The sequence below is a fragment of the Streptomyces sp. NPDC015131 genome, from assembly GCF_043079975.1.
GTDB lineage: Bacteria > Actinomycetota > Actinomycetes > Streptomycetales > Streptomycetaceae > Streptomyces.
In genome coordinates this window covers 1-19,993 of record NZ_JBIBVB010000004.1, presented here as the reverse complement: position 1 = coordinate 19,993, position 19,993 = coordinate 1, and the positions used below count along the sequence as shown (strand labels likewise).

Here is a 19,993-nt window from a genome sequence, read left to right as displayed (position 1 = left end):
TATAGTTTTACCGCAAGTGTTGGTGACCCCGTGAGGAATGCGGCAATGATCGAGATTCTGAACCCCGCCCTGCTGGACCGGGCGAAAGACACCGGCGCCCTGGTCGGCGACATCCTGCACACCCTGAAGGGCCGGAGCGCGGTCGGCACCAACCTCCTCGAGATCGACCAGTGGGCCAGGGAGATGATCGCCGAGGCGGGGGCAACGTCCTGCTACGTCGACTACGCGCCCTCCTTCGGGCGCGGCCCGTTCGGCCACTACATCTGCACGGCCGTCAACGACGCGGTGCTCCACGGGCTCCCCCACGACTACAGGCTCGCCGACGGCGACCTGCTCACCCTCGACCTCGCCGTCTCCAAGCGGGGGGTCGCGGCGGACGCGGCCATCAGCTTCGTCGTGGGGGAGACCCGGCCGCCGGAGAGCGTCGCACTGATCGAGACGACCGAAGAGGCCCTGGCGGCCGGTATCGCCGCCGCCGGCCCCGAAGCCCGTATCGGTGACATCTCGCACGCCATCGGCACCGTCCTCCGGAAGGCCGGGTACGAGATCAACACCGAGTTCGGCGGCCACGGCATCGGGTCGACGATGCACCAGGACCCGCACGTCGCCAACACCGGCCGCCCCGGCCGGGGATACAAGCTCCGCCCCGGACTGCTGCTGGCGCTGGAGCCATGGGTCATGGCCGACACCGCCGAACTCGTCACCGACGCCGACGGCTGGACGCTCCGCAGCGCCACGGGCTGCCGGACGGCCCACAGCGAGCACACGATCGCCATCACCGAGGACGGGGCCGAGATCCTCACGCTGCCGGCCCTGTCGTAGCCGCAGGGCCTCCGCGGGCGGGGACGCGGCCGGACCGGCAGCACCGGACGTCGGCCGACCACCGCCACCCGCCCGACCACCCGTCACCCACCCATCGACGGCCGCACCCCCACAGCCGTGACGTGCACCTGTAAGGTCTTCCGAGTGGTCCAGGACGATCGATCGTCTTCGCGGTCGGCTCCCTCCAGGTCACCCTCAACGGCACTTTCCAACTCCGCGAGCGCCTCTGGCTGCTGACCGGACTCGGCGCGGGGCTCGCCGCCTTCGCCCTGATCATCGTCGGCGGCACCTGGCTGATCACGCGCAGCCGTTCCCGCCGCTGACCACCCCCTCCGCTCACATCCACCTGCGCGACGATCGATAACGTGCGGGGATGACGACAACGGAGAAGCCGAGGGTTCTGTACCGCCAGAACACCGGGTTTTGGCGGATGACGGCGAAGTGGGTGCTGGTCTTCGGGGCCCTGTACGCGGTGGACGGCGGGCTGATCCGCTCCTGGGGCGACGCCCTGGCCTGGCCGCTGATCGGGCTCCTGCTGTGGGCCCCGTTCGGCGTCGGCGTCGTCTGGTACCCGAAGAAGGACCACCTGATCACGCTGACCACACGGGAGTTGAGGATACGGCGCAAACGGCTGCCGATGGAGCAGGTGAACCTGCTCCATGTGGCGCGGCTCTGGCTGGACGGCCGGTCGACCGCGGATGCCCAGCCGGTACGGGAGTGGAGGCGGGCCGAGCGGGGGGTGTGGGTGCCGCTGTGGGACGGACAGGCGTACGGCCTCGAGTTCCGCGACCCGGCCGCCTTCGCCCAGGTCTTCGGCACCTTCGCGGTCGAGGCATGCGGCGGCCCCGACAGCGTCCGAGCCCAAGCGGCGACGGCCCGCTACCCCGAACCGCGCCCCACGGTGGTCCGCTCCACCGGCAGCGGCAGTGGGTCCCGGCTGGACGTCCTGGACCTCTTCGACTGACCGCGCCCCGACACGCCCTCAGGCCGCCGCGACCACACGGGACCCGATGCCGGCCAGCTCCATCGCGTTCCGGACCGCATCACCGGACGCGGCGAGCAGCGGCAGCCGGACGGCGGGGCCGGGGATACGGCCCTGGGCGTGCAGGACACCCTTGATCACGGTCGGGTTCGGCTCGGCGAAGAGCGCGGCGGACAGCCGTGCGAGCGCGGCCCCCAGCCTGCGGGCCGACGCGGTGGCGTCGCGGTGCCACAGTGCGATGAGCTCCGCGTACTCGGCGGTCCGGATGTTCGCCGACGCCAGGATGCCGCCGTGCGCGCCCGCCGCGAGCAGCGGCGAGATGACGGCGTCGTCACCGCCGAGCACGGCGAAGCCCGGCGCCGCCGAGCCGAGCAGCTCCATGGTGGCCGCGTCGATCGCGCCCGTCGCGTACTTGATGCCGACGACCTGCGGAAGGTGCATCAGCTGGTTCAGCGTGCCGCTGCCGAGGGCCTGCCCCGTGCGGTACGGGATGTCGTAGACGACCAGGGGCAGGCCCCCGTGCTCGGCGAGGGCGGTGAAGTGCGCCAGGGTGCCCGCCTCACCGGGCCGGACGTAGGGCGGCGCGGGAACCAGCGCCGCGGCGACGTCGCCCCTCTCGGCGAGCCCCCGCAGGGTCGTGATCGCGGCGGCGGTGTCGTTGGTGCCGACGCCGACGATCAGCGGGGCGGCATGGGTCCGGCAGGCGGCCGCGCACACCCGTACCACCGCGCGCTGCTCCTCGACGGTCAGCGTGGCCGTCTCCGCGGTGGTGCCCAGCGCGACGAGCCCCCGGGCGCCGCCGCTGGTCAGCGCGTCGTCGGCGAGGCGGGCGAGCGCGTCGAGGTCCACGCTCAGGTCGTCGGTGAACGGAGTCACCAGGGGCACGAACAGGCCGGTGAGGTTCGCTTCGGGCTTCATGCCTCCAGCGTGACGCCCCGTACCCAGAAGATCTAGTTCATGTTTCTTCGCCTATGCGTAAGCTCATCTTATGCTCGATGTCCGACGACTCCACCTGCTGCGCGAACTGGACCGGCGCGGCACCATCGCCGCCGTCGCCGAAGCGCTGACCTTCACCGCCTCGGCCGTCTCCCAGCAGCTGAGCGTCCTGGAGCGCGAGGCGGGTGTGCCCCTGCTGGAGCGCAGCGGCAGACGAGTGGTGCTCACCCCCGCGGGCCGCGCCCTCGTCACCCACGCCGACGCCGTACTCGAACGCCTCGAACTGGCCGTTTCCGAGCTGGCCGGGGCCCGCGAGGGCATCGGCGGGCCGCTGCGGATCGGGACCTTCCCCTCCGGCGGTCCCGCGATCGTGCCCGCCGCGCTGGCCGAGCTGGCCCAGCGGCATCCCGCGCTGGAACCGATGGTGCGGGAGATCGACTCGGCGCGGGTCTCCGACAGCCTGCGCGCCGGCGAACTCGACGTGGCGCTCGTGCACGACTACGACTTCGTACCGGCGTCCCCGGACACCGCCATCGAGCAGGTGCCCCTGCTGGAGGAGCCGATGTACCTGGCCACCGGCACCGCCACCGCCACCGCCCCCGGCCCCACCCCCGAACCCCTGGGAGACGCCACCGCACACACCGGCACGCTGGCCGCGCTGATGGGCCCCTGGGCCACGGCACCCTGGATCACCGCCCGGACCGGCACGACCGGCCACGCCATGGCGGTACGCGCCTGCCAGGCGGCCGGCTTCCAGCCCCGCATCCGCCACCAGGTCAACGACTTCCGTACCGTCCTGGCCCTGGCCGCCATCGGCCAAGGAGCCGGACTCGTACCGGAGATGGCCACCGCCCACGCACCCGGGAACGTGGTCCTGACCCGGCTGCCCCTCTTCCGCCGCTCCAAGGTCGCCTTCCGCTCCGGCGGCGGCACCCACCCGGCGATCGAGGCGTTCGTGGCCGCCGCGCGCACAGCGGTGCTCACAACGGGCAACGACGAACAACCAGTTGGACGGACCGGACCACACATGCGGTAGGGTACGAGCAGCGTCGCGTGCCGGTGGCAGACCGTGTCAGGCATGGAGGCGCCGAACCGAAGGAGGTCGACGATGCACTCGTCGCACCCTTCGCTCTCGCGTGACTGAGCGCGAGACGACCAGGCTCGTGGCCTGGAGCCAAGAACTCCGCAGCGTCCACCACCGACTGCGGGAAGCACTGTCCGTGACCCGCGCCTCCCTCGCCGAGGGCACCACCGGTGAGGCGGCCACCCGGGAACTGCTGCTGTACTGCCACGGCTTCTGCGCGGCCCTCGACGCCCACCACCAGGGCGAAGACCGTTCCCTGTTCCCGGCCATCGAGGCCGCCCACCCCGAGCTGCGCCCGGTCCTGCGCGCACTCGAGCAGGACCACTCGATGATCGCGCACCTGCTGGGCGGCCTCCGGGCCGCGGTGGAGCGGGCCGCGCCGCCCGAGGAGCTCGACCAGCACCTCGAGGGCATTGCCGCGATCATGGAGAGCCACTTCCGCTACGAGGAGCGGCAGTTGCTCACCGTCCTGGAAACCCTGGAGCTGGCGGCCGAACCGGACGAGGTGTTCGGTCCGCTCTGACCCTCGGCCGGTGACCTAGCTGTACGGCTGCCACCGGCGCTGCTGGGTGTCGTACGCGTACCGGGGCAGACCCGCGATGGAGGTGGTACGGAAGGGCCGGCCCTGGTCGTCGATGCGTACGGTGCCCTCGCGGCCCTGGGAGCTCCAGTCCAGCTCCAGGTACCACTGGCAGTCGCACGAGCCGGTCTCGGCGGTGACGAGCAGCACCTCCGGGTCCTTCGCCGAGACGCGGTAGGGCAGGCGCACGGCCGGGATCGGTGTGCCGGAGTCGTTGCCGGCGACCGCCCGGGTGATGGGCCGGTCCTTGTCCAGGTCCACGGCGAAGTACCGGGGGGTGAGCGAGCCGCCGCAGCCCTGGTCCATCGCGTAGGCGTTGCCTTCGGCCGGTGCCGTACGGCCGACCACCCGCACGCGAAGCGCCTCCAGGACGACGGCCGTGTCGCTGCTTCCCTGCACCGTCAGCTGCACCAGCGTCCGGCCGCCGTGTGCCGCGTTCTGCGTCGCCGCCCAGGGCGCCGCGTCCTGCGGCACCGGGGGAGGGGGCACCTGGCCAGGGGGCCTGGCGACGACGTAGTCGTGGCCGCAACCCTGGTCCCAGGCATGGGAGTTGGCGGACCAGGTGAGCGGCGGTGCGGCGGGCCGCTCGTTCCGGGGCGTGGCGGAGGTCGTGCGGGGCGGTCGCGAAGGGCCGGGCTTCGGGCCGACGGAGCCGCCCGACGGCCGTACGGACCCCGACGGCCGTGCGGGGCCGGGGCTGCCGCCGGGGCCGCTGGGCGAGGGGTCTCGCCGTGGGGGAGTGCCGACTCGCGCCTCACCGGACTCCTCCGCACTGGCCGACTGCGGACCGCCGGCGGACGTCCGCTGTCCGCCCGGCAGCGCGGACAGGGCCCCGAGCGTCACGAGCACGGCACACACGCAGGCCAGCCCGGTCATACGACGTCGCCGGCGGTACCAGGGGCGGCGCACGACCGCCCGGGGCGCGGGCCCCGTCTCAGCGACCGGCCCGGCCCCGCCCTCCGGGTCCGGCCCGGCCCCGCCCTCCGGGTCCGGTCCGGCGCCGCCCTCCGGGTCCGGCCCGGCCTCCGCCCCGCTCGCGGCCGGCGTCGCATCGGCATCCGATGCGCTCCCCGCTGTCCCCGCCGTACGGGACGGGCGCCGGGCCGCCGCTGCCGCCAGCCAGTGGCGGTGGAGCTCCAGGCGCTGCTCGGGGCTGGCCCCGCACAGGGCCGCGAAGCGTTCCACGGGGGCAAAGTCGAGCGGCACCGCCTCGCCCGCGCAGTAGCGGTGCAGGGTCGAGGTGTTCATGCCCAGACGGCGGGCCAGCGAGCCATAGCTGCGGTCGGTGCGCTCCTTCAGCGCCCGCAGCAGCGCCGCGAACTCCGCCACCTCGCCGCCACCACCGCCCTGGCCCCCGCCCTCGCTCGCGTGCTCACGCTCGTCCTCACCCTCGCCCGGTGCCGGCACGGCTCCCCCTCGCCCTCGTACGACCCATCCCGGCCCCGGGACGGCATCCCAGGCACCTCGTATACCTGCACGTCAGAAGGGCTGGGATGGTTCCATCCTCACCGGCCCCCCGCCGGCTGTTGCGCGCAGCCGCCGCCACCGCCGATGCTCTTGGTGCCGCACCTCACCAGGCCCGGGCCGACCAGCCGGCCTCACCGCGGCTTCCTGCTCACGCATACACCGACCGGGGGAACTCCCATGTCCATCCGCATCCGTACGAGCGCCCTGAGCGCGCTGGCCGTCGCCGCCCTCGCGGCGGGCACCGTCCTCACCGCACCGGCCGCCGGCGCCGCGCCCAAGGCCACCGGGCCCGCGTTCCTGTCGGCGTCCCAGCTGCCTCCGCACCCGTCGTCCTCCTGGACCGCCGACCCGGTCACCGGCGGGGTCCCCCAGGCACTCGACCTGTGCCTGCACACGGAGGGCGTCCCCGCCTACGACTACCGGTACCGGCAGTTCCGCACCGACCTGGACACCAGCGCCGTGCAGCTGACCGTCGTGGCGGACACCGCCGCCCACGCGAAGGCCCTGGCGAAGCACTACGACGACCTGAACCGCACCTGCGCGGACCGCATCGAGGACGGCGCGCCCGACATCGAGGCCGAGGGCCGCGACTACGGCACGCTGCCGGCCGAGGAGGGCGCCCGCGTCCGCGGCCTGCACACCAAGACGTCCGGGGGCGCCAGCGACATCGCCCTGATGTCGGTCGGGCGGGACGGACGGACCGTCACCGTCGTGCAGTGGCAGCAGATGGGCGGCTTCCAGGACGCGCCCGTGGCCGCCTTCAAGAAGACCACGACCACGGCCGTGAACAAGCTCTACTGACCGACCCGTCACGGCACGAGACCGGGGTCGTCCTTCCGCCACGGGGGTCGGAAGGACGGCCCCACGCCCGTGTGCTGCACCTTTACCACCGCCATCATCCGTCTACGCGGGCCCGGTGAGGCCACGCCGCCCGACCGGCGAAGCGCGACGAGCTGCTCCGGGCTGCCCGGTCGCGGTAGCCCGGTAGTGGCACCGGTAGTGGCGGAGACCCACGACGGCTGCGACCACTGCGCTGCTCCCAGCCACGGCCGTGACCGCCTCGACGGGGGCGGCGCCCAGGGACGCCGGATGACGCTGGACGCCACCGTGGAGCGCACCGCGACGGTGCGCCACCGCACCGGTGCGCTCCACCGCACCGCCCCACCGCCGTTGCGGCACGACCCCACGCACAGGACGAGGATCAGCCTGTGAAGGCTGGGAGCACAAGGTGGTACGTCCCGTAGTTCATCAACCCCGCGATGACGGCGGCGACCAGGGAAACGACGAGTATGAGCACCCTGTCGCCCGCCGGACGGCAGACGGTGGCGTACGCGGGGCTTTTCGAGTGGTAGGCGATCCGGACCGTTTCCCCCTTGTTGTGACCGAGGATGTAGCGGGTCACGCCGTCGGTGGCCGAGAACGCGTGGACGGTGTTGCCGTCGTCCTCCCGGAACACCTGCCGCCCCTCCACAGTGATGCCGTAGCGGGGCAGGTACCAGTCCCGCCACACCATGGCGAACAGATTCACAACGAAGTAGGAGCAGGCCACGCCCGCCGCCCCGAGCAGCAGCGTCGCGATGGCCCGACTCCAGTCCTCGCCCAGCACACCGACGACGACGGCCAGGGCTGCGACGGCCGCGCAGCCGGCGTACATCAGCCGGATGCCGTGGGAGGGCAATCCGACTGGGACCAGGTTCTCGTCCGCTTCGTCTTCGCCCTCGTCACCGATGACCAGGCTCCGGACCACGACGAGCGCGGACCCGTCGACTGTCTCGTCGTCCGCGGTCTGTTCCGGCAGAGCGGCGTTCACCGCGTCGGCGAAGACCCCTGCGGCGGCCGCGCTGACGTCGCTGACGCGGTACACCGTCGGATCGACTCCCGCCGGAGCGGTCAGCTCCAGGAGGACGTAGCGCCGTTCGGCGCGGACCCGGGCGATCGCGGCGAACGGTATGCGCAGCTCGGCGTCCGGACGCCGCAGCAGCAGTTCCTCACCGGTGGAGCGGAGTTCGATGCCCCTGTCGCCACGGAGGACGGGGACGGGCGAAGAGATCGACATACGCGTGATCGTAGGTGGCGAAGTCCCTGCTGGTGAAGGGTCTGCGGGGGCTTCCGGATTGAACCTGTGGTGCCGTATCGTCCGTCCGTGAACCTGGTGATGAGCGTGCTCCTCCTTGCCGTCCTCGCATCTGCGGCCTTCTGCTTCTTCGGTCTGATACAGATCAAGGGCGAGGCGGTGGAGCTCAAAAAGATGACGGAGCTGTACGAATCCGGCGTCGAGGTGCGAGCGGAGCTGGTGAGCCTGGTGCCGTTCGGTACCCGCGGCTACGCGAGCGCTGTCTATGCGTGGCAGTCCCCGGAAGGCTCCGGCCGGTACCAAACGGGTGCGAGCGTGGGCCACGCCCACGTCGTCGGACAGAGCTACCCCCTCGTCTTCGACCCGCAGAACACCAGGCGGGTGCGCCTGGGGACGAAGGTCGCGGTCCGCAGAGAGCGCAAGCGCCGCCAGGGCTACGTACGCGACGCCCAGCGAATGGCCCTCCTGGCCCTCGCGGGCGGCGCCTTGGCGACGGTGGGGCTGATCATCAGCCCCTGACGGGCCGTCAAGGTCCGCACACAGGCAGACGGTGACAACCACGGGTGGGCTGCTGCCGGCGGATCCTGGGGGGGCAGGTCGCGGGGACATGCTGCCAGTCTGGCGGGATCTGAGGGGGCGACTGACGCGGTGGATCGTGAGGAGACGCCTGAGGAGGAGAGACACCCTGTCTGAGTTGCTGCGCCGAGAGGTCCTGGACGTCGAGGTCGCGTTCCGAGGCTTCGGGTTTCAGGAGTCCGACGACAATGCGGTGCCCGTGCCGTTCGGCGACAACTTCGCATGGGGGGTGTTTCTCCAGGAGCATGAGCGGCGCTTCGACCTGTTCAGCGCCGGCCATACCCATACCGCTGGGGTGGAGGTCAGGGTGTGGGCATCGGTGCCGCCGGCTGCGGAGGGGGAGTGGGACGAGATCGGTGAGGTCGACTTCGAGACGACCACCGGGGATGTCGCGGTGTGGACGATGACGCTGGGTCGGTCAGATCGCCTGCTCCGGCTGGGCAGCCCGGGGTGGTGGCGGGTGCGTGTCGGCTGCACCGGCCGGGATGAGGTTGCGAGGGTGACGCAGACGGAGGGCGTTGCGTACGGGGTGGAGAAGTATGTGATCGATTTCTGGCCGAAGGCGTGACGGGGTGGCCGGCGCCCGGCGCCGACAACACACCCCGACTAGTTGATCTTGGCTATCAAGCCGTCACCCGGTCCGTCATTGATCCGGTTTGCGGGGGTGAGGGGAGAGCGCGGTGCGCAGGTTCACGTCCGGCCGGACAGTCGTACGGCGCGACGTGCACCGTGCGGGCCGGGTGTGGCATCACGTCGCCGCCGAGTGCCGGAAGCCGCCGGAGCTCCAGCAGCGCCCCGGCACGCATGTTCGCCAGGCGGGTGCTGCGTCGGCATGCCTGTCTGAAGCAATATTGTGCAGTCGTCAATTAAAGCAATTGATGACCCAATGAGATGTGTGGCTTGAACTGTGAGCTCTGGCTGATATTGACGGCGGTTCCTCAATTCTTCCTCAGGGAATGGATCTTCCCGCGTGATGAGGAGCGGATTGCCGTAGGTTCTGGCGTGGCCCGCCGCGTTGATCATGCGAGCGGCGTCACCCGTGCTGCTTATGGAGGGGGAACGATGAGGAAGACAATGATCAAGGCGGCTGCCGTCCCGGTCATGGCCTTGGCGGTGCTGGCCGCCCTGATGCCGCAGGCCATCGCCGATGAAGGGACGGAGCCGGAGCCCATGGTCACGCCGTCCGTGATACCGGAGGACAGCGGGGAGGACGATTCCCTGGCCGCTGTACTGACCAAGGACACCGGCGGCCCCGAGGGGGTGGCTCAGGCGTGCGACAACCCGTACAAGAAGTGGACGGAAATCACCTCCAAGAAACCCTACTTCATTCCGGCGAACTGGAAGGGCACGTCGTACAAGGACGGTCCGGGCGGCACCATGGTGGTGCGAGTGGAAAAGGCCGGTAAGATTTCGGCCTCCATCACCGCGGGCGCAGAGGCTGAGCTCAGCGGCGTGGTCGCGTCGGCCAAGGCAAAGGTGGATGTCACCATTGGCGCCGAGGTGGGTATCACCATCGGGCACGAGTACCGCCGGAACGTCACCAACCGCAAGTACGGCCACCTCCAGTACGGATCCTGGGGCTATGTGGTGGGGTGGAAGAAGTGGGAGACCACTCCTGACCGGTGCCGCGCGAGGGTCATCAAGAGCGGAACGGCGAAGGTGCCCACCCGGGAGGTCGGGTGGAATTACTGGGAGACCGCGTCATGACAGCGGCACGGCGCCTGTTCGTCGGCACGGCCGTCTGCGTCCTGGCCGTGGCCGCCACGGGCTGCTCGGACAACCAGACCTCCAAAACGTCTCCGTCCCCCCCACCGTCCTCAGCCGGCAAGTCGCCCTCGTCCCCCGGGCGGGCGGTCAAGGAGGACGAGCAGGGCCGGCGTGCCCAGGCCGCGGTGGAGGTCGTCCCCCCAGACGATCCGGCCTTTGTCGAGTCCGGTCTGGAGCGGGTCGCCGACGGGGTGCACCGGAACTCGGCGTTGACGCCGGGGAAGGAATACAAGCTCTCCGTGGCGTGCATCGGCCAAGGCCGCATGAAGATCGCGGTTCAGGACAAGGAAGGGGAACTGTCCTGCGACGCGGTTCCCTGGGTTCAGCGCATCCAGCAGGCACCCGGCCAACTGCCCATCGATATCACGGCCGACGCGGGAGCCTCCGGCATGGTCGCCTGGCAGATCACCCGGGCCACGACCTGACCCGCCACCCCCTGTAACTGCGGCGTATGCGGCCGCTCCTTCCCACACGATCGAGGGGGCGCTGGAGGGCGAGCTTCTACGCTCGCCCTCCAGCGTGCGGGATGCGCGGTTCTGCCTCAGGGCTATACAACCTGGCGGGGTCACACTGCTGTCTCTCGCGAAAGTGCCACGGGAGTTTCTCGCTGAGATGGCACTGCAGGCCGCTCAGCGTTGCTGGTCAGTGCCTATTTGAGTCTTACCAGCGAGGACAGGTCATGAGAATCTGCTCCGCCCTCTGGTGAGGAATTCCTGCTCAACGTCATGAGAGTCGGTACACGACAGCGCCTTTGACCTGCGGTTTTGCTGTAGACAAGAGCTTTCACGGGCCAGTGGTGAGTCCTGATGCGACCGTTGATCAGCAGACGCACCACCCGCAGGAGCCCGGACCGCACCGTGGCCTGGAGGCCGGCCACTGAGTGGACCCGATGGCGCCCTCCCGGTGCGGTTGGTGCGCACCGACGACGTGGTGGGCACCACTCCACCGGGTGGAACGCACAGGCTGGAGTGGAGTCCACTGTGCCCGACATCCACTCCACCCGGTGCATCGCGCTTGGGACGATCTTCGGCTGGGCATTACTGAGCGGAGATCCAGTTGATTACGTAAAGTAGTCAGTCCTCTACGTTAGGGAGTCTCTTGTGGATACCTCTACGGCGACCTTCTTCACTGACACCGGGTTCAACGGCACCGCGCAGACCTATCGCGCGGGCGAGACTGTGGACCTTCAGGGAGGCGAGTTCGACGGCAAGTTCCGGTCTCTGCGCATGAGTGACAACGTCGCCGTGACGATGTGGAAGGACGGCGTCGACAGCGGCGGCGAAGGCGGCGAGACGACGTTCAGCCTCGACACGCCCAATCTGGCCGAGGGCTTCCGCGCCCTGCGGGTGGTCGAGTGCGGCGGGGTGCCGCTGCTCATCAGGTTCCGGGCCCCTCAGCGGGACGACGGGGCCACCCCCGCCGTCTCCTTCTCCAGCCACCTAGGCACCGTGCACGTCCCGGCCGATGGCGAGTACCACCGCATCGACACCGTGAAGGCGGCAGGCGTCTCCGTCAAGCGCAGGTTTCACGTCCGGCCCACGACCATCCCCATGGGTGCGACCGAGCCTGCCGCACGGGGAGGCAGCGCACGCGAGGGCTCGATCCGGAGGGCGAGCCATAACAGCAAGAAGGAGACTCACGACGCAGTGTTCGTCTGGGACAAGGGGCAGAAGACCGCGGCGGTCTCCCACTGGGACCCGATCGACCGCACGGGACGCATGCTCAGGGCGGGCGAAAGGCCCAGGAAGACGCTGGACATCACCTCGGACGGCGCCGGCCGATTCACCGTGACGCCCGCGACCTGACATCGCCAAGCACGACACCGCCCCAACGAGGCCCCTCCGCTGTGGGATGGGCAGGCGTACTGGGGCCGCCCTCACCTGGTGCGCGTACCGCCTACCGCGTGGAGCGCACCGTGGCTGGGAGGCCGGCCGCGGAGTGGACCCGCTGGTGCGCCCCTGGTGCGGTGGTGCGCACCTATCCACTCCACCGAGTCGCGCACACCGGCCCGGGAGTGGACGCCACCGTGCCCGGCTTCCACCGAGTGGAGCCCACCCGGTGGAAGTGGACGCCATCGCCAGGGACGATGGCGTCCATCCACCCGATGCGCACCTGCCGCATTTCCCCTTGACGTGGGCCCGTGACCCTATTGGCCAATTCCACTGGGGCTGTCGGACGGTCCGCGTGGTCAAGGGGAAACGTGGAGTGTCAAGGGGCGATGCAGCCCGAAATGTCAGCCGGGCAGGTAGCTGGCGACGTCGCGGACACCGGCGAACCAGCCGTCTCGAGCTGCTGCTCCGACCCGTGCGGGGCGGTGCTCTCGGAGGCCCAGGTGTGGGCGCCAGCCACTGCCCGGCCTCCAGCTTCGCCACGATGTCGTCGGCCTGCTCGTGTCCGACCCGAGCCGCACGGAGCGCACCCATCGCCCGAAATCCTTTTCCTAGTGCACGACGGTACCCGGCGACGTGGACAGCGGGGTCGTGGCCCGAAGCGCAAGAAGTTCTGTTATCCCGTCAGGTCGTTAATCCAGTCGAGCTGAGTCGGCGACTTGAGCACAGTTGGTGCGTCAGCTCCACCACAGTGGTTGAGGGGGCTGATGAGCGGGATCTGAGCCAGCAAGCCGGCGCCTCCTCCGGCCCCGTTCATGGTGCCCCCGCGGGGTTGAGCCATTGCCCGGTGATTCGCACAGGTGTTGTCGTGCGACGGCGAGGCGATGACAACGATTCCACCCGCGGCGGCGGAGGTTGTGGAGGCAATGCCGATGCTGACGACCGACGCAATCAACATAACGGCGTTCCCGGTCTCGCGAGTGCTCATGTCGAATCAACGACCACCGGCCCAGCCCGTTACCACTGCACGGCGAAGCGCCGGGTACCGCAGCTACGAATTTCCCTCGCTTCGCGGTGAGGTTCGCGTTCGAGGCAGGCGCGGGCGGCTGCGATGCCACGCTCCCACGCCGCCGCCCTCATGTTCTTCGCCGCCGGGGCGGGGGCCAGCTCGGGGGTGCTCACTCCGAGCGCGGTCACCCTTGGGTGACCTCATCGACGGCCGTGCCTCCGTCCTGGACTCCGCCCGCGGTAGCCGGCCACGAGTGCGACGACGGCGGTGGCGGTGGGCGAGGGCGGCGTCGAACGTCTCGCGCCCGGCGGGGGAGTGGACCCGGCCCTGGTGCTCCTCATCGGCCTGGCCTCGGTGGACCAGAGCGACCGCGAGGTCATCTGACCGGGGGCCGCCGCGCTGCTAGCCGGAGGCCGCCTTGTCCGCCCACACCACCGGGCGGAAAGATCGACACGGACACTGACGTCACACCGAGGCGGAAGAACACGGTGAACAACACGCTGCTGCATCCGGACGGCTGGCTCGTGCCGGGGCTGCCCCGGCCGGAGCAGCCCCAGGACGGCTGAGGCGAGTGCGCCCTGGCCATCGCCCCGCAGATGATCCCCCGCAGCCTCGTCAGCAAGAGCGCCGGCATCGCGCTCGACCTCGCGACCGGCCTGGCCCGCGACCCGAACGACGGGCCCGGAAAAGCGGTCTTCTTCTCCGACGTCACCCTCTGGCTCGACAAGCAGGGCAAGGACTGGGCGGACTTCGGAGCCGATTACGAAGCCGTCATCGACGAACTCATCAAGGCACCGGTCCCGCAGCTCTACATGACGCTCGTGCGAGTCTCGCCCGGGAAGGTCGAAGCCGCCCGCACACCCGTCGGCAGCTGGAAGCGCGATCAGCTCGCCGTCTGGGGTGTGCCGTGGCCCCCGCCGAAGGGCTGGAAGGACGAGTTGGCCGAACGCTGGAAGGGCGCCCGCCCGGCCGGACCGCCGGCGCCCCCGCCCACCCCGGCCCCGGCCGACTTCGCCCAGGACACGCTCGACTTCGGCTGACGAGACGACAGTGGGGCCGGACAGGATCACCTTGCCCGGCCCCGCTGTCCGCTGTCAGCGCGACTGGATCCAGAGGCCGCCGTACGCGACGACGGCACCGCCGACCGCGGTGGCAACCCCTCGGATCAGATGCAGGCCGGCCTCGTTGCGGAGCCGCCGGGCGCGCTTGGCCCACCGGGTCCTCGAGGACGCGCCATCCGGTGTCGGGAGGGGTTCCGGATCCGGGCTGTTGCCCGTACGCTCGGGCTTGGACATGAGCTTCTCCTTCGTCGGGGACGTTCGGTCTTCTGCAGACGGCTCCCTGCCCACCAGGGGGCCGTCGCCGTTTCCGGCGACAGCCGTGCCGCTGTCCACCCATTGAGATTTTTGAGGTCTCGCGGGGTGGACGAGGACCAACAAAAGCACCTCGAAACCCGCTCTGACCAGCGGAAACAGTGGATTGTCGAAAGAAGTCCATCTGTGTTGACGAGACGCCAATGCGGTTCTAGGCGGGTCTTCGTGACCTCAACACGGGTGATCCCGGGCTCACCTGGGGCGTCGTGCCGAGCATTCGTGAAGAATGGTGTGTCGAACTGAGTTGCAGCGTGCCAGAGTTGGCGGATGCCTCAGATGCTGCGGATGCCCAGCAAAGCCGACCTGCCTGATGGAACCAGGCGCGACTTTGTAACCGAGCGGTTCATCCACTTCAAGGAAGCAGGGCGTGCTACACCCGCCCGCATCACAGCTACGACCAGCTCCATGCAGGATCCGCTTCCTGTCAGCCGGGAAACGATCCGCCGGCTCCTCAAAGGGGAGACGATCAGCACGTGGGAGCGAGTCGACGCGGTCCTGCGCGCCCTGTGCGAGATCGGTGGCCAGGACCCTGACCGCAGGCGCTGGCCCGAGTCGTCCGACTGGAACGACGACGGCGATCCGACCACCTGCCGAGAGCGCCTGCGCCAGTTGCTGAACGACGACATTGATGGCGTCGAACCGGAGAACGCCCCGGCTCCTGTCCCACCCGCGCGCTCCAACTCGGGGTGGGGCGGCACTCGTACGCCACCCCCGCAGGACGATCCATGGGCCACCACACCCAAACCGGCCCCGACTACTCCAACCGCGGGCGGCTACTCCGACGAGCCGCCCTTCTAAGCACGTGCACATGCGGCCCGCCAACAGCCCGTGATCAGCCATGCCACCCTGGCGGGGAAGCGGCTCTGCGACGGCTCCTGCTACCTGGGGCCTCACTGGACACGCTGCCGTCGCGCCGCGAGGCGAAGAGTCCAGGCGAAGTACAGTCCGCCGCGCAGTGTGACCCGCATCAGCCAGGCCACCCGGGTAAGCAGAGGCTGATTGCCGAGGTCGACCCACTCCGCCATCCACTCTTCGGACCAGCGCTCGCGGGCGTCAGCGGGCAGGAGGCGGCAGAGTGCTTCGAACAGGGGCCGCGCCCGGCGCAGGCGCCGGTCAACGCAGTCCTCCATGTCACTCGCGGATTCATCCCTTACCGCGTCGTCAGTGAATTCCTGGGGCGGGGGCGATATCTGCCCGAGCCCGCGTCGGATGCCCGAGGAGTGACCTCGCACGATGTCCCGCTCAGAGTCGCTGCTGTCGGCACTGGGAGCTGACCGGCCTTGTCCGAGGCCTTCCACCCGGTAGAGCTGCCGATGGCCGCGGCCATCGAGAGCGTCGGTGATCTTTTCGGCTTCGTCACGAGTGGCGTACCTGCCGACCCGGTACCGGTTGCCGTTGTCGTCCTGGCGGATCACTAACCAGGGGAGCGTGAGCGGTTCGCTGACCTCATTGTCGGCGCCGTGCATAACGCAGCCTCAACTCCCCAGACCGTCAGCAGGGCGAAGGCGCGCAGAGGTGGCGCCCCCCTGGTAGGCGGCGGCGAGAGCGACGCGGGCGGACTCGGCACCACTTGGGGCGAAGCGGTAGTAGCGGCGGCGGGGCCGGGGCGGGTCGGTCTTCTCGATCTCGCTCTGCTCTTCCCAGAAGGACTCAAGCCAGCCTGTGTTCTCAAGGCGGGCGAGGATCGGGTGGATGGTGCCGGTTGGAAGGCCTGCTGCTTGGGAGAGTTCCAGGCCGTAACGGGCCTTGGCAGGGCTCTCCAGCAGAGCTCGCAGCACCAGTTGCGTCTGGAGCGTCATACGCGGCGTCTTTGCCATGCCAGAACTCTAGTATGGGAGCCACCTGCACAACAGCAGAACACGGCATCTGCTTCAGGCAGATGCCGCGCCCCAAACCCTCGCCATCTACGCCCAGCGCATCCCGATCGCGGACAACTGATCGCGCCGGTCCTCCGACAGCGTCCCCGCACGCGAGCGCTGGTTGCTGACCCATGCCCCAAGTCGGAACTGCAGTTCCCATCCCTCGTCTGCGAGCACGGTCTCCACGTGCTTGCGGGGGATGTTCAGATGCCCCTCACGCTCGTAGTACTGTTTGGCGGCTGCCAGGTTGGCGGCCCATTTGTCGGCCTGTGTACGGCGTGGGGGCGGTTTCTCCTCCTCGGTGGCGGGTTGGATGCCGAGGATCTGCTCGCACATCCATTGCTGGACGGTCGTGAGCTGGTCCCAGCCGTACCGGACCGAGCGGACCCACCGTCCGAGGTCTTCGCCCTGGTGCATCACCGTGCCGGGCTCGGTCGGCAGCGTGCCGTCGGCCTCCTCCAGGTGGAGGCGGACGAGGTGGAAGCACCGTTGCCATTCCACGGGCCAGGTGGGGCACCAGGAGGGGTCGATGTTCTCGAGCTGCTCGCGCCGCTCCGCCGGCAGGGCGCCGGTCCACGACTGAACCGGGAGCCCTTCGGCCTGGCGCTGCTCAAGCTCCAGAGCGCGCCGGGCGGCGGCGCGGGCGTTCTTCAGCCAGATGCCCACCCGGTAGCCCTGGTGGGTGGCGTCGAGTGGGGCCAGGAGGTGCCCGTGTTCGGCCGCCCACCCGCGCGCGGCCGCGAGTCCTTCCTCCCATGCGACGTCGTAGTGCGACCAGATCATGCCGAGCTTCTCCAGCTGGGCGATGCGGTCCTGGTCCAGATGGCCGCGGGCGTAGAAGCGCCGGTTGTCGGCGGTCCACTGCCCGAGGGGGAAGTTCGCGAGCGAGGCCGGCCACCCGACCGCTTCCGCCTCCTCGCCCTCGGGCACGCGGTACGTGAACGGCACGCGGAGGTCGCCGTGTGCGCGGGTGTAGATGACGGCGGCTTCCACGCCGCGCCGCCAGTGTTCGTGTTCGGGGTTGAGGACGCGCAGGTTGATGAACGCGGCCAGCTGCGCCGGGTCGCGGGGCGTGGAGAACTTCAGCAGCTGGCGTGCGGGCGCCGACGGCCCGCCGGGCCCGTTGCCCTCGCCCCGGCCCTCCGGGCCCCCGCTGCGGCTCTGAACGCCTCTGACACGGCTCTGCGCCTGCTGCTCGGCGAGTTGCTCCACCACCCGGGTGTCGTGCGCCCGCAGCGCCTCCAGCAGCTTCGCCAGCCCGCCGAACGCCCTGGAGGTGAGCATGTTGTCCGCCGTCTCACCTGGCCCGAGCAGCACCGGCACCACGAGAGAGGCGACCTTGCCCTCGCCCGGGTGCATCCGCAGCGCGCGGCCGACGGCCTGGACGAGGTCGGGCATCGAGCCGCGCACGTCGGCCCAGTAGACGGAGTCACACTCCCGGGTGTCCACGCCCTCCCCGAGCACCTTCACCGAGCCCAGGAAGCCCTTCTCCACGACCGTGCCGTCCGTGGCGATCCCGGCCGCGAACTCACCGAGGACCCGGCGCCGATGGCCCGGCTTGTGCTCGCCGCACAGCCAGTTGGCCCAGATCGTCTTGGGGTATAGCTCGGGGTCGGATGCGTGCAGCTGCGTGGCGACGCCCGTGAGGCCGGCCGCGAAGGCTTCGGCCTCCTTCACCACATGGTGGAAGACAAGCGTGCGCCGAAAGCCCTCCTCCGCCGACGCCTTGACCAGCGCGGTCTGCAGCGCGGCGAGCCGGGCCCCGCGGACCTCGTCCGAACGCCCCTCAACGCCCAGGAGCTGCGCGGCCTGGACCTGGGTGTCGGTGATGTCCACGCACACCACCTGGTAGGGCGCGCAGATCCCCCGGTCGATCGCCTCCGACAGCGTCAGCGTAAAGCAGCGCGCACCGAACGGCCCGCCGGGGTCGTCCTCCATCGACGCGACCAACTCGCCCGGCGCGCCCTGGTTGGCGTCTTCGTCCCCGAGCTGCCACAGGCGGGGTGTGGCGGTCATGTAGAGGCGGCGCAGGGCCGGGATGCGGGTGTTGTCGTGGATGACCGCCCACGGCTTTCCGATCCGACCGGAGGTCCGGTGCGCCTCGTCGACCACGATCAGGTCCCAGCCCGGAAGGCCGGCCCGGTGCGCGCGCTCCAGGATGCCGAGTCCGAGGGAGGCGTACGTGGCGTACACGGTCACCTTGTCCAGGACCCGCGTCCACTCCACCAGCTCGTCCACGTCCGTGGTGTTGGGGAAGGACACGTCCTCGCCCCGCAGCGAGGACACCCCGATCATCGGCCCCCGGCGGCCGGCCTCGCGCCACGCGGCCTCGGTCTGGGTGAGCAGGTCCAGCGAGGGCACGAGCACCAGCACACGGCCCGCACGGAGCTTCTCCGCGCTGCGGGCCGCGACCCGGGTCTTGCCGGACCCGGTCGCCATGATCACTTGCGTTCGAAGCCCTCGCTCAGGTGCAAGTGACCTTGCAGGCAATTCGAGGGCGCGCACGACCGCGTCAATGGCTTCTCGCTGGGCTGCCTCGCGCTGATCAGCGCGGTCTGTGCCTGGCATATCGCCTGCCCTTCTCCTGGGACACCACCCGGTCGCTTCGATCCACGGTTAGCAGGAAACCTGCACCTAGAGACTCACATGGGCTGTGGCTGGGCCGACGTGACCGGCTGGTCGATCTGCCCCACCGAACCACCGGCAAGGCGACTGGGCGAATCTCGAAAACTCTCCGGAACGGCGGTGGGGAGTGCTCTGATTCCAGAGTCTATCTCGCCCCTAAAAATGAAACACTCGACGTCTTGAAGAGAACAACGACGTGGTAGCTTCCCACCGATCACCCTCCACCGCACGGGCTCATGCCCACCGAAGACAGGTAGACGCCCGCCATGACTCCCCAGTGGTACGTCCTCATCGAAGAGGACACCCGCACCACAGCACGCCCTGACGGCATGGAACTGAAGCTGCACCGATGGATGCTCGCGGGCACCTACCATATCGGCACCGACGAGACGGAAGCCGAAGCAGCAGCCCAGGACGCAGCCCTGAAATACATCCCAGGGCTGCTTGCCCGGCACGCGCAAGCGGGAGATGAACCAGCACGGCATGCTTTCCTCGCTCAAGACGGTGCCTGGGTGGTGCTCGTGAAACAGCAGCACCGCGAGTGCCACATACGGGTCACCACAGCCCGGCTCATGCATACACAGGAAGAGAGGAAAGCACCGCCAAAGACTCTCAAGGAGAAGCTCCGCAACGCCCTGGAGGGACCGCCACCGCCCCTGGAGCCCTGGACCCCTCCACGCCGGAACGACGAAACCGCCCCCGCCTCGTCGTAGCCAGCAGGCCCGCGGCAGCGGGCCCAGGGTCTTGGAGGCGAAGCCGGAAAGACCCTCAGGCGGGGGAGCGCAGCGGACCCGCCGGCCAGGCCGAAGCGAAGCGGAGGCCTACAGCGGGACAAAGTCCCGCTGGTTCGGAAGCGCAGCGGACGAACCATCAACCCCGTTGCGTAGCAACGGGGTTGCCTGCCGGGGCGCAGCCCCGGCACGTGTACTCCCGCGGAGCGGGAGTACAACCCCCGCGCGCAGCGCGGGGGTTCGCTTGCTTCGCGCGCAGCGCGAAGGGACCCGCTCCGC

Annotated in this window: 20 protein-coding genes and 1 pseudogene; 14 read left to right on the top strand and 7 right to left on the bottom strand. The window is 69.9% G+C overall.

The genetic code is table 11. The annotated features are described in order from the left end of the window. Positions 1 to 45: 45 nt before the first annotated feature. Both map and ACF08D_RS16030 read left to right on the top strand, forming a co-directional pair. Positions 46 to 822, top strand: coding sequence for a type I methionyl aminopeptidase (map, locus tag ACF08D_RS16035; protein WP_392223228.1), 777 nt, complete (start codon positions 46 to 48; stop codon positions 820 to 822). A gap of 373 nt (positions 823 to 1,195) precedes the next feature. Beyond that, positions 1,196 to 1,786 (top strand): hypothetical protein, encoded by a 591-nt coding sequence (locus tag ACF08D_RS16030; RefSeq protein WP_392223227.1) that lies wholly within the window; start codon positions 1,196 to 1,198, stop codon positions 1,784 to 1,786. A gap of 18 nt (positions 1,787 to 1,804) precedes the next feature. Here the strand turns inward: ACF08D_RS16030 and dapA are convergent, their stop codons facing one another. Continuing rightward, complete coding sequence (gene dapA / locus ACF08D_RS16025; protein WP_392223226.1) at positions 1,805 to 2,722, bottom strand: 4-hydroxy-tetrahydrodipicolinate synthase; 918 nt, start codon at positions 2,720 to 2,722, stop codon at positions 1,805 to 1,807. 70 nt (positions 2,723 to 2,792) lie between these two features. On the opposite strand from dapA, the gene ACF08D_RS16020 reads away from it, so the two are divergent. Together ACF08D_RS16020 and ACF08D_RS16015 are read left to right on the top strand one after the other, a co-directional pair. Then, entirely contained in the window at positions 2,793 to 3,776 is a 984-nt protein-coding gene (locus ACF08D_RS16020; protein WP_392223225.1) for a LysR substrate-binding domain-containing protein, read from the top strand. Between the two features lie 100 nt (positions 3,777 to 3,876). Further along, on the top strand, positions 3,877 to 4,347 hold the full coding sequence (locus tag ACF08D_RS16015) for a hemerythrin domain-containing protein (RefSeq protein WP_392223224.1): 471 nt from the start codon (positions 3,877 to 3,879) through the stop codon (positions 4,345 to 4,347). Between the two features lie 15 nt (positions 4,348 to 4,362). On the opposite strand, the gene ACF08D_RS16010 is transcribed toward ACF08D_RS16015, so the two are convergent. Then, on the bottom strand, positions 4,363 to 5,811 hold the full coding sequence (locus tag ACF08D_RS16010) for a helix-turn-helix domain-containing protein (RefSeq protein ID WP_392223223.1): 1,449 nt from the start codon (positions 5,809 to 5,811) through the stop codon (positions 4,363 to 4,365). A gap of 237 nt (positions 5,812 to 6,048) precedes the next feature. On the opposite strand from ACF08D_RS16010, the gene ACF08D_RS16005 reads away from it, so the two are divergent. Further along, on the top strand, positions 6,049 to 6,672 hold the full coding sequence (locus ACF08D_RS16005; RefSeq protein ID WP_392223222.1) for a hypothetical protein: 624 nt from the start codon (positions 6,049 to 6,051) through the stop codon (positions 6,670 to 6,672). A 198-nt stretch (positions 6,673 to 6,870) separates the two neighbouring features. After that, positions 6,871 to 7,083 (top strand): hypothetical protein, encoded by a 213-nt coding sequence (locus tag ACF08D_RS16000; protein ID WP_392223221.1) that lies wholly within the window; start codon positions 6,871 to 6,873, stop codon positions 7,081 to 7,083. Here ACF08D_RS16000 and ACF08D_RS15995 read toward each other — a convergent pair. Then, a complete protein-coding gene (locus ACF08D_RS15995; RefSeq protein ID WP_392223220.1) occupies positions 7,073 to 7,927 on the bottom strand; it encodes a hypothetical protein in 855 nt (284 codons plus the stop codon). The two genes, ACF08D_RS16000 and ACF08D_RS15995, sit on opposite strands and share 11 nt — an antisense overlap. A gap of 87 nt (positions 7,928 to 8,014) precedes the next feature. Here ACF08D_RS15995 and ACF08D_RS15990 point away from each other — a divergent pair, with 87 nt between their 5' ends. From ACF08D_RS15990 to ACF08D_RS15965, 6 genes are all read left to right on the top strand, one after another. Then, entirely contained in the window at positions 8,015 to 8,464 is a 450-nt protein-coding gene (locus tag ACF08D_RS15990) for a hypothetical protein (protein WP_392223219.1), read from the top strand. 175 nt (positions 8,465 to 8,639) lie between these two features. After that, positions 8,640 to 9,089, top strand: a complete 450-nt coding sequence (locus ACF08D_RS15985) for a hypothetical protein (RefSeq protein WP_392223218.1) — start codon at positions 8,640 to 8,642, stop codon at positions 9,087 to 9,089. 332 nt (positions 9,090 to 9,421) lie between these two features. Continuing rightward, complete coding sequence (locus tag ACF08D_RS15980; RefSeq protein ID WP_392223217.1) at positions 9,422 to 10,228, top strand: hypothetical protein; 807 nt, start codon at positions 9,422 to 9,424, stop codon at positions 10,226 to 10,228. Continuing rightward, entirely contained in the window at positions 10,225 to 10,713 is a 489-nt protein-coding gene (locus ACF08D_RS15975) for a hypothetical protein (protein ID WP_392223216.1), read from the top strand. The genes ACF08D_RS15980 and ACF08D_RS15975 overlap by 4 nt, the downstream gene beginning before the upstream one ends. Positions 10,714 to 11,388: 675 nt before the next feature. Further along, complete coding sequence (locus ACF08D_RS15970; RefSeq protein WP_392223215.1) at positions 11,389 to 12,093, top strand: beta/gamma crystallin domain-containing protein; 705 nt, start codon at positions 11,389 to 11,391, stop codon at positions 12,091 to 12,093. A 1,629-nt stretch (positions 12,094 to 13,722) separates the two neighbouring features. Continuing rightward, positions 13,723 to 14,166 carry a hypothetical protein gene (locus ACF08D_RS15965; RefSeq protein ID WP_392223214.1) on the top strand — a complete coding sequence of 148 codons (444 nt, stop codon included), beginning with the start codon at positions 13,723 to 13,725 and terminating at the stop codon, positions 14,164 to 14,166. A 54-nt stretch (positions 14,167 to 14,220) separates the two neighbouring features. Here the strand turns inward: ACF08D_RS15965 and ACF08D_RS15960 are convergent, their stop codons facing one another. Continuing rightward, the gene (locus tag ACF08D_RS15960; protein WP_392223213.1) at positions 14,221 to 14,421 is read right to left on the bottom strand and encodes a hypothetical protein; all 201 of its coding nucleotides are present in this window, start codon (positions 14,419 to 14,421) and stop codon (positions 14,221 to 14,223) included. A 345-nt stretch (positions 14,422 to 14,766) separates the two neighbouring features. Here ACF08D_RS15960 and ACF08D_RS15955 point away from each other — a divergent pair, with 345 nt between their 5' ends. Then, positions 14,767 to 15,297, top strand: a complete 531-nt coding sequence (locus ACF08D_RS15955; RefSeq protein WP_392223212.1) for a hypothetical protein — start codon at positions 14,767 to 14,769, stop codon at positions 15,295 to 15,297. Positions 15,298 to 15,776: 479 nt separating this feature from the next. Here the strand turns inward: ACF08D_RS15955 and ACF08D_RS15950 are convergent. The 3 genes and pseudogenes from ACF08D_RS15950 to ACF08D_RS15940 all read right to left on the bottom strand — a co-directional run. Next, a pseudogene (locus ACF08D_RS15950) lies at positions 15,777 to 15,965 on the bottom strand (hypothetical protein); the annotation flags it as partial. Positions 15,966 to 15,974: 9 nt separating this feature from the next. Then, the gene (locus ACF08D_RS15945) at positions 15,975 to 16,316 is read right to left on the bottom strand and encodes a PadR family transcriptional regulator (protein WP_392223211.1); all 342 of its coding nucleotides are present in this window, start codon (positions 16,314 to 16,316) and stop codon (positions 15,975 to 15,977) included. 87 nt (positions 16,317 to 16,403) lie between these two features. Further along, positions 16,404 to 18,926 (bottom strand): Helicase associated domain protein, encoded by a 2,523-nt coding sequence (locus tag ACF08D_RS15940; RefSeq protein WP_392223210.1) that lies wholly within the window; start codon positions 18,924 to 18,926, stop codon positions 16,404 to 16,406. 323 nt (positions 18,927 to 19,249) lie between these two features. Here ACF08D_RS15940 and ACF08D_RS15935 point away from each other — a divergent pair, with 323 nt between their 5' ends. After that, positions 19,250 to 19,696 carry a hypothetical protein gene (locus ACF08D_RS15935; protein ID WP_392223209.1) on the top strand — a complete coding sequence of 149 codons (447 nt, stop codon included), beginning with the start codon at positions 19,250 to 19,252 and terminating at the stop codon, positions 19,694 to 19,696. Positions 19,697 to 19,993 lie beyond the last annotated feature (297 nt).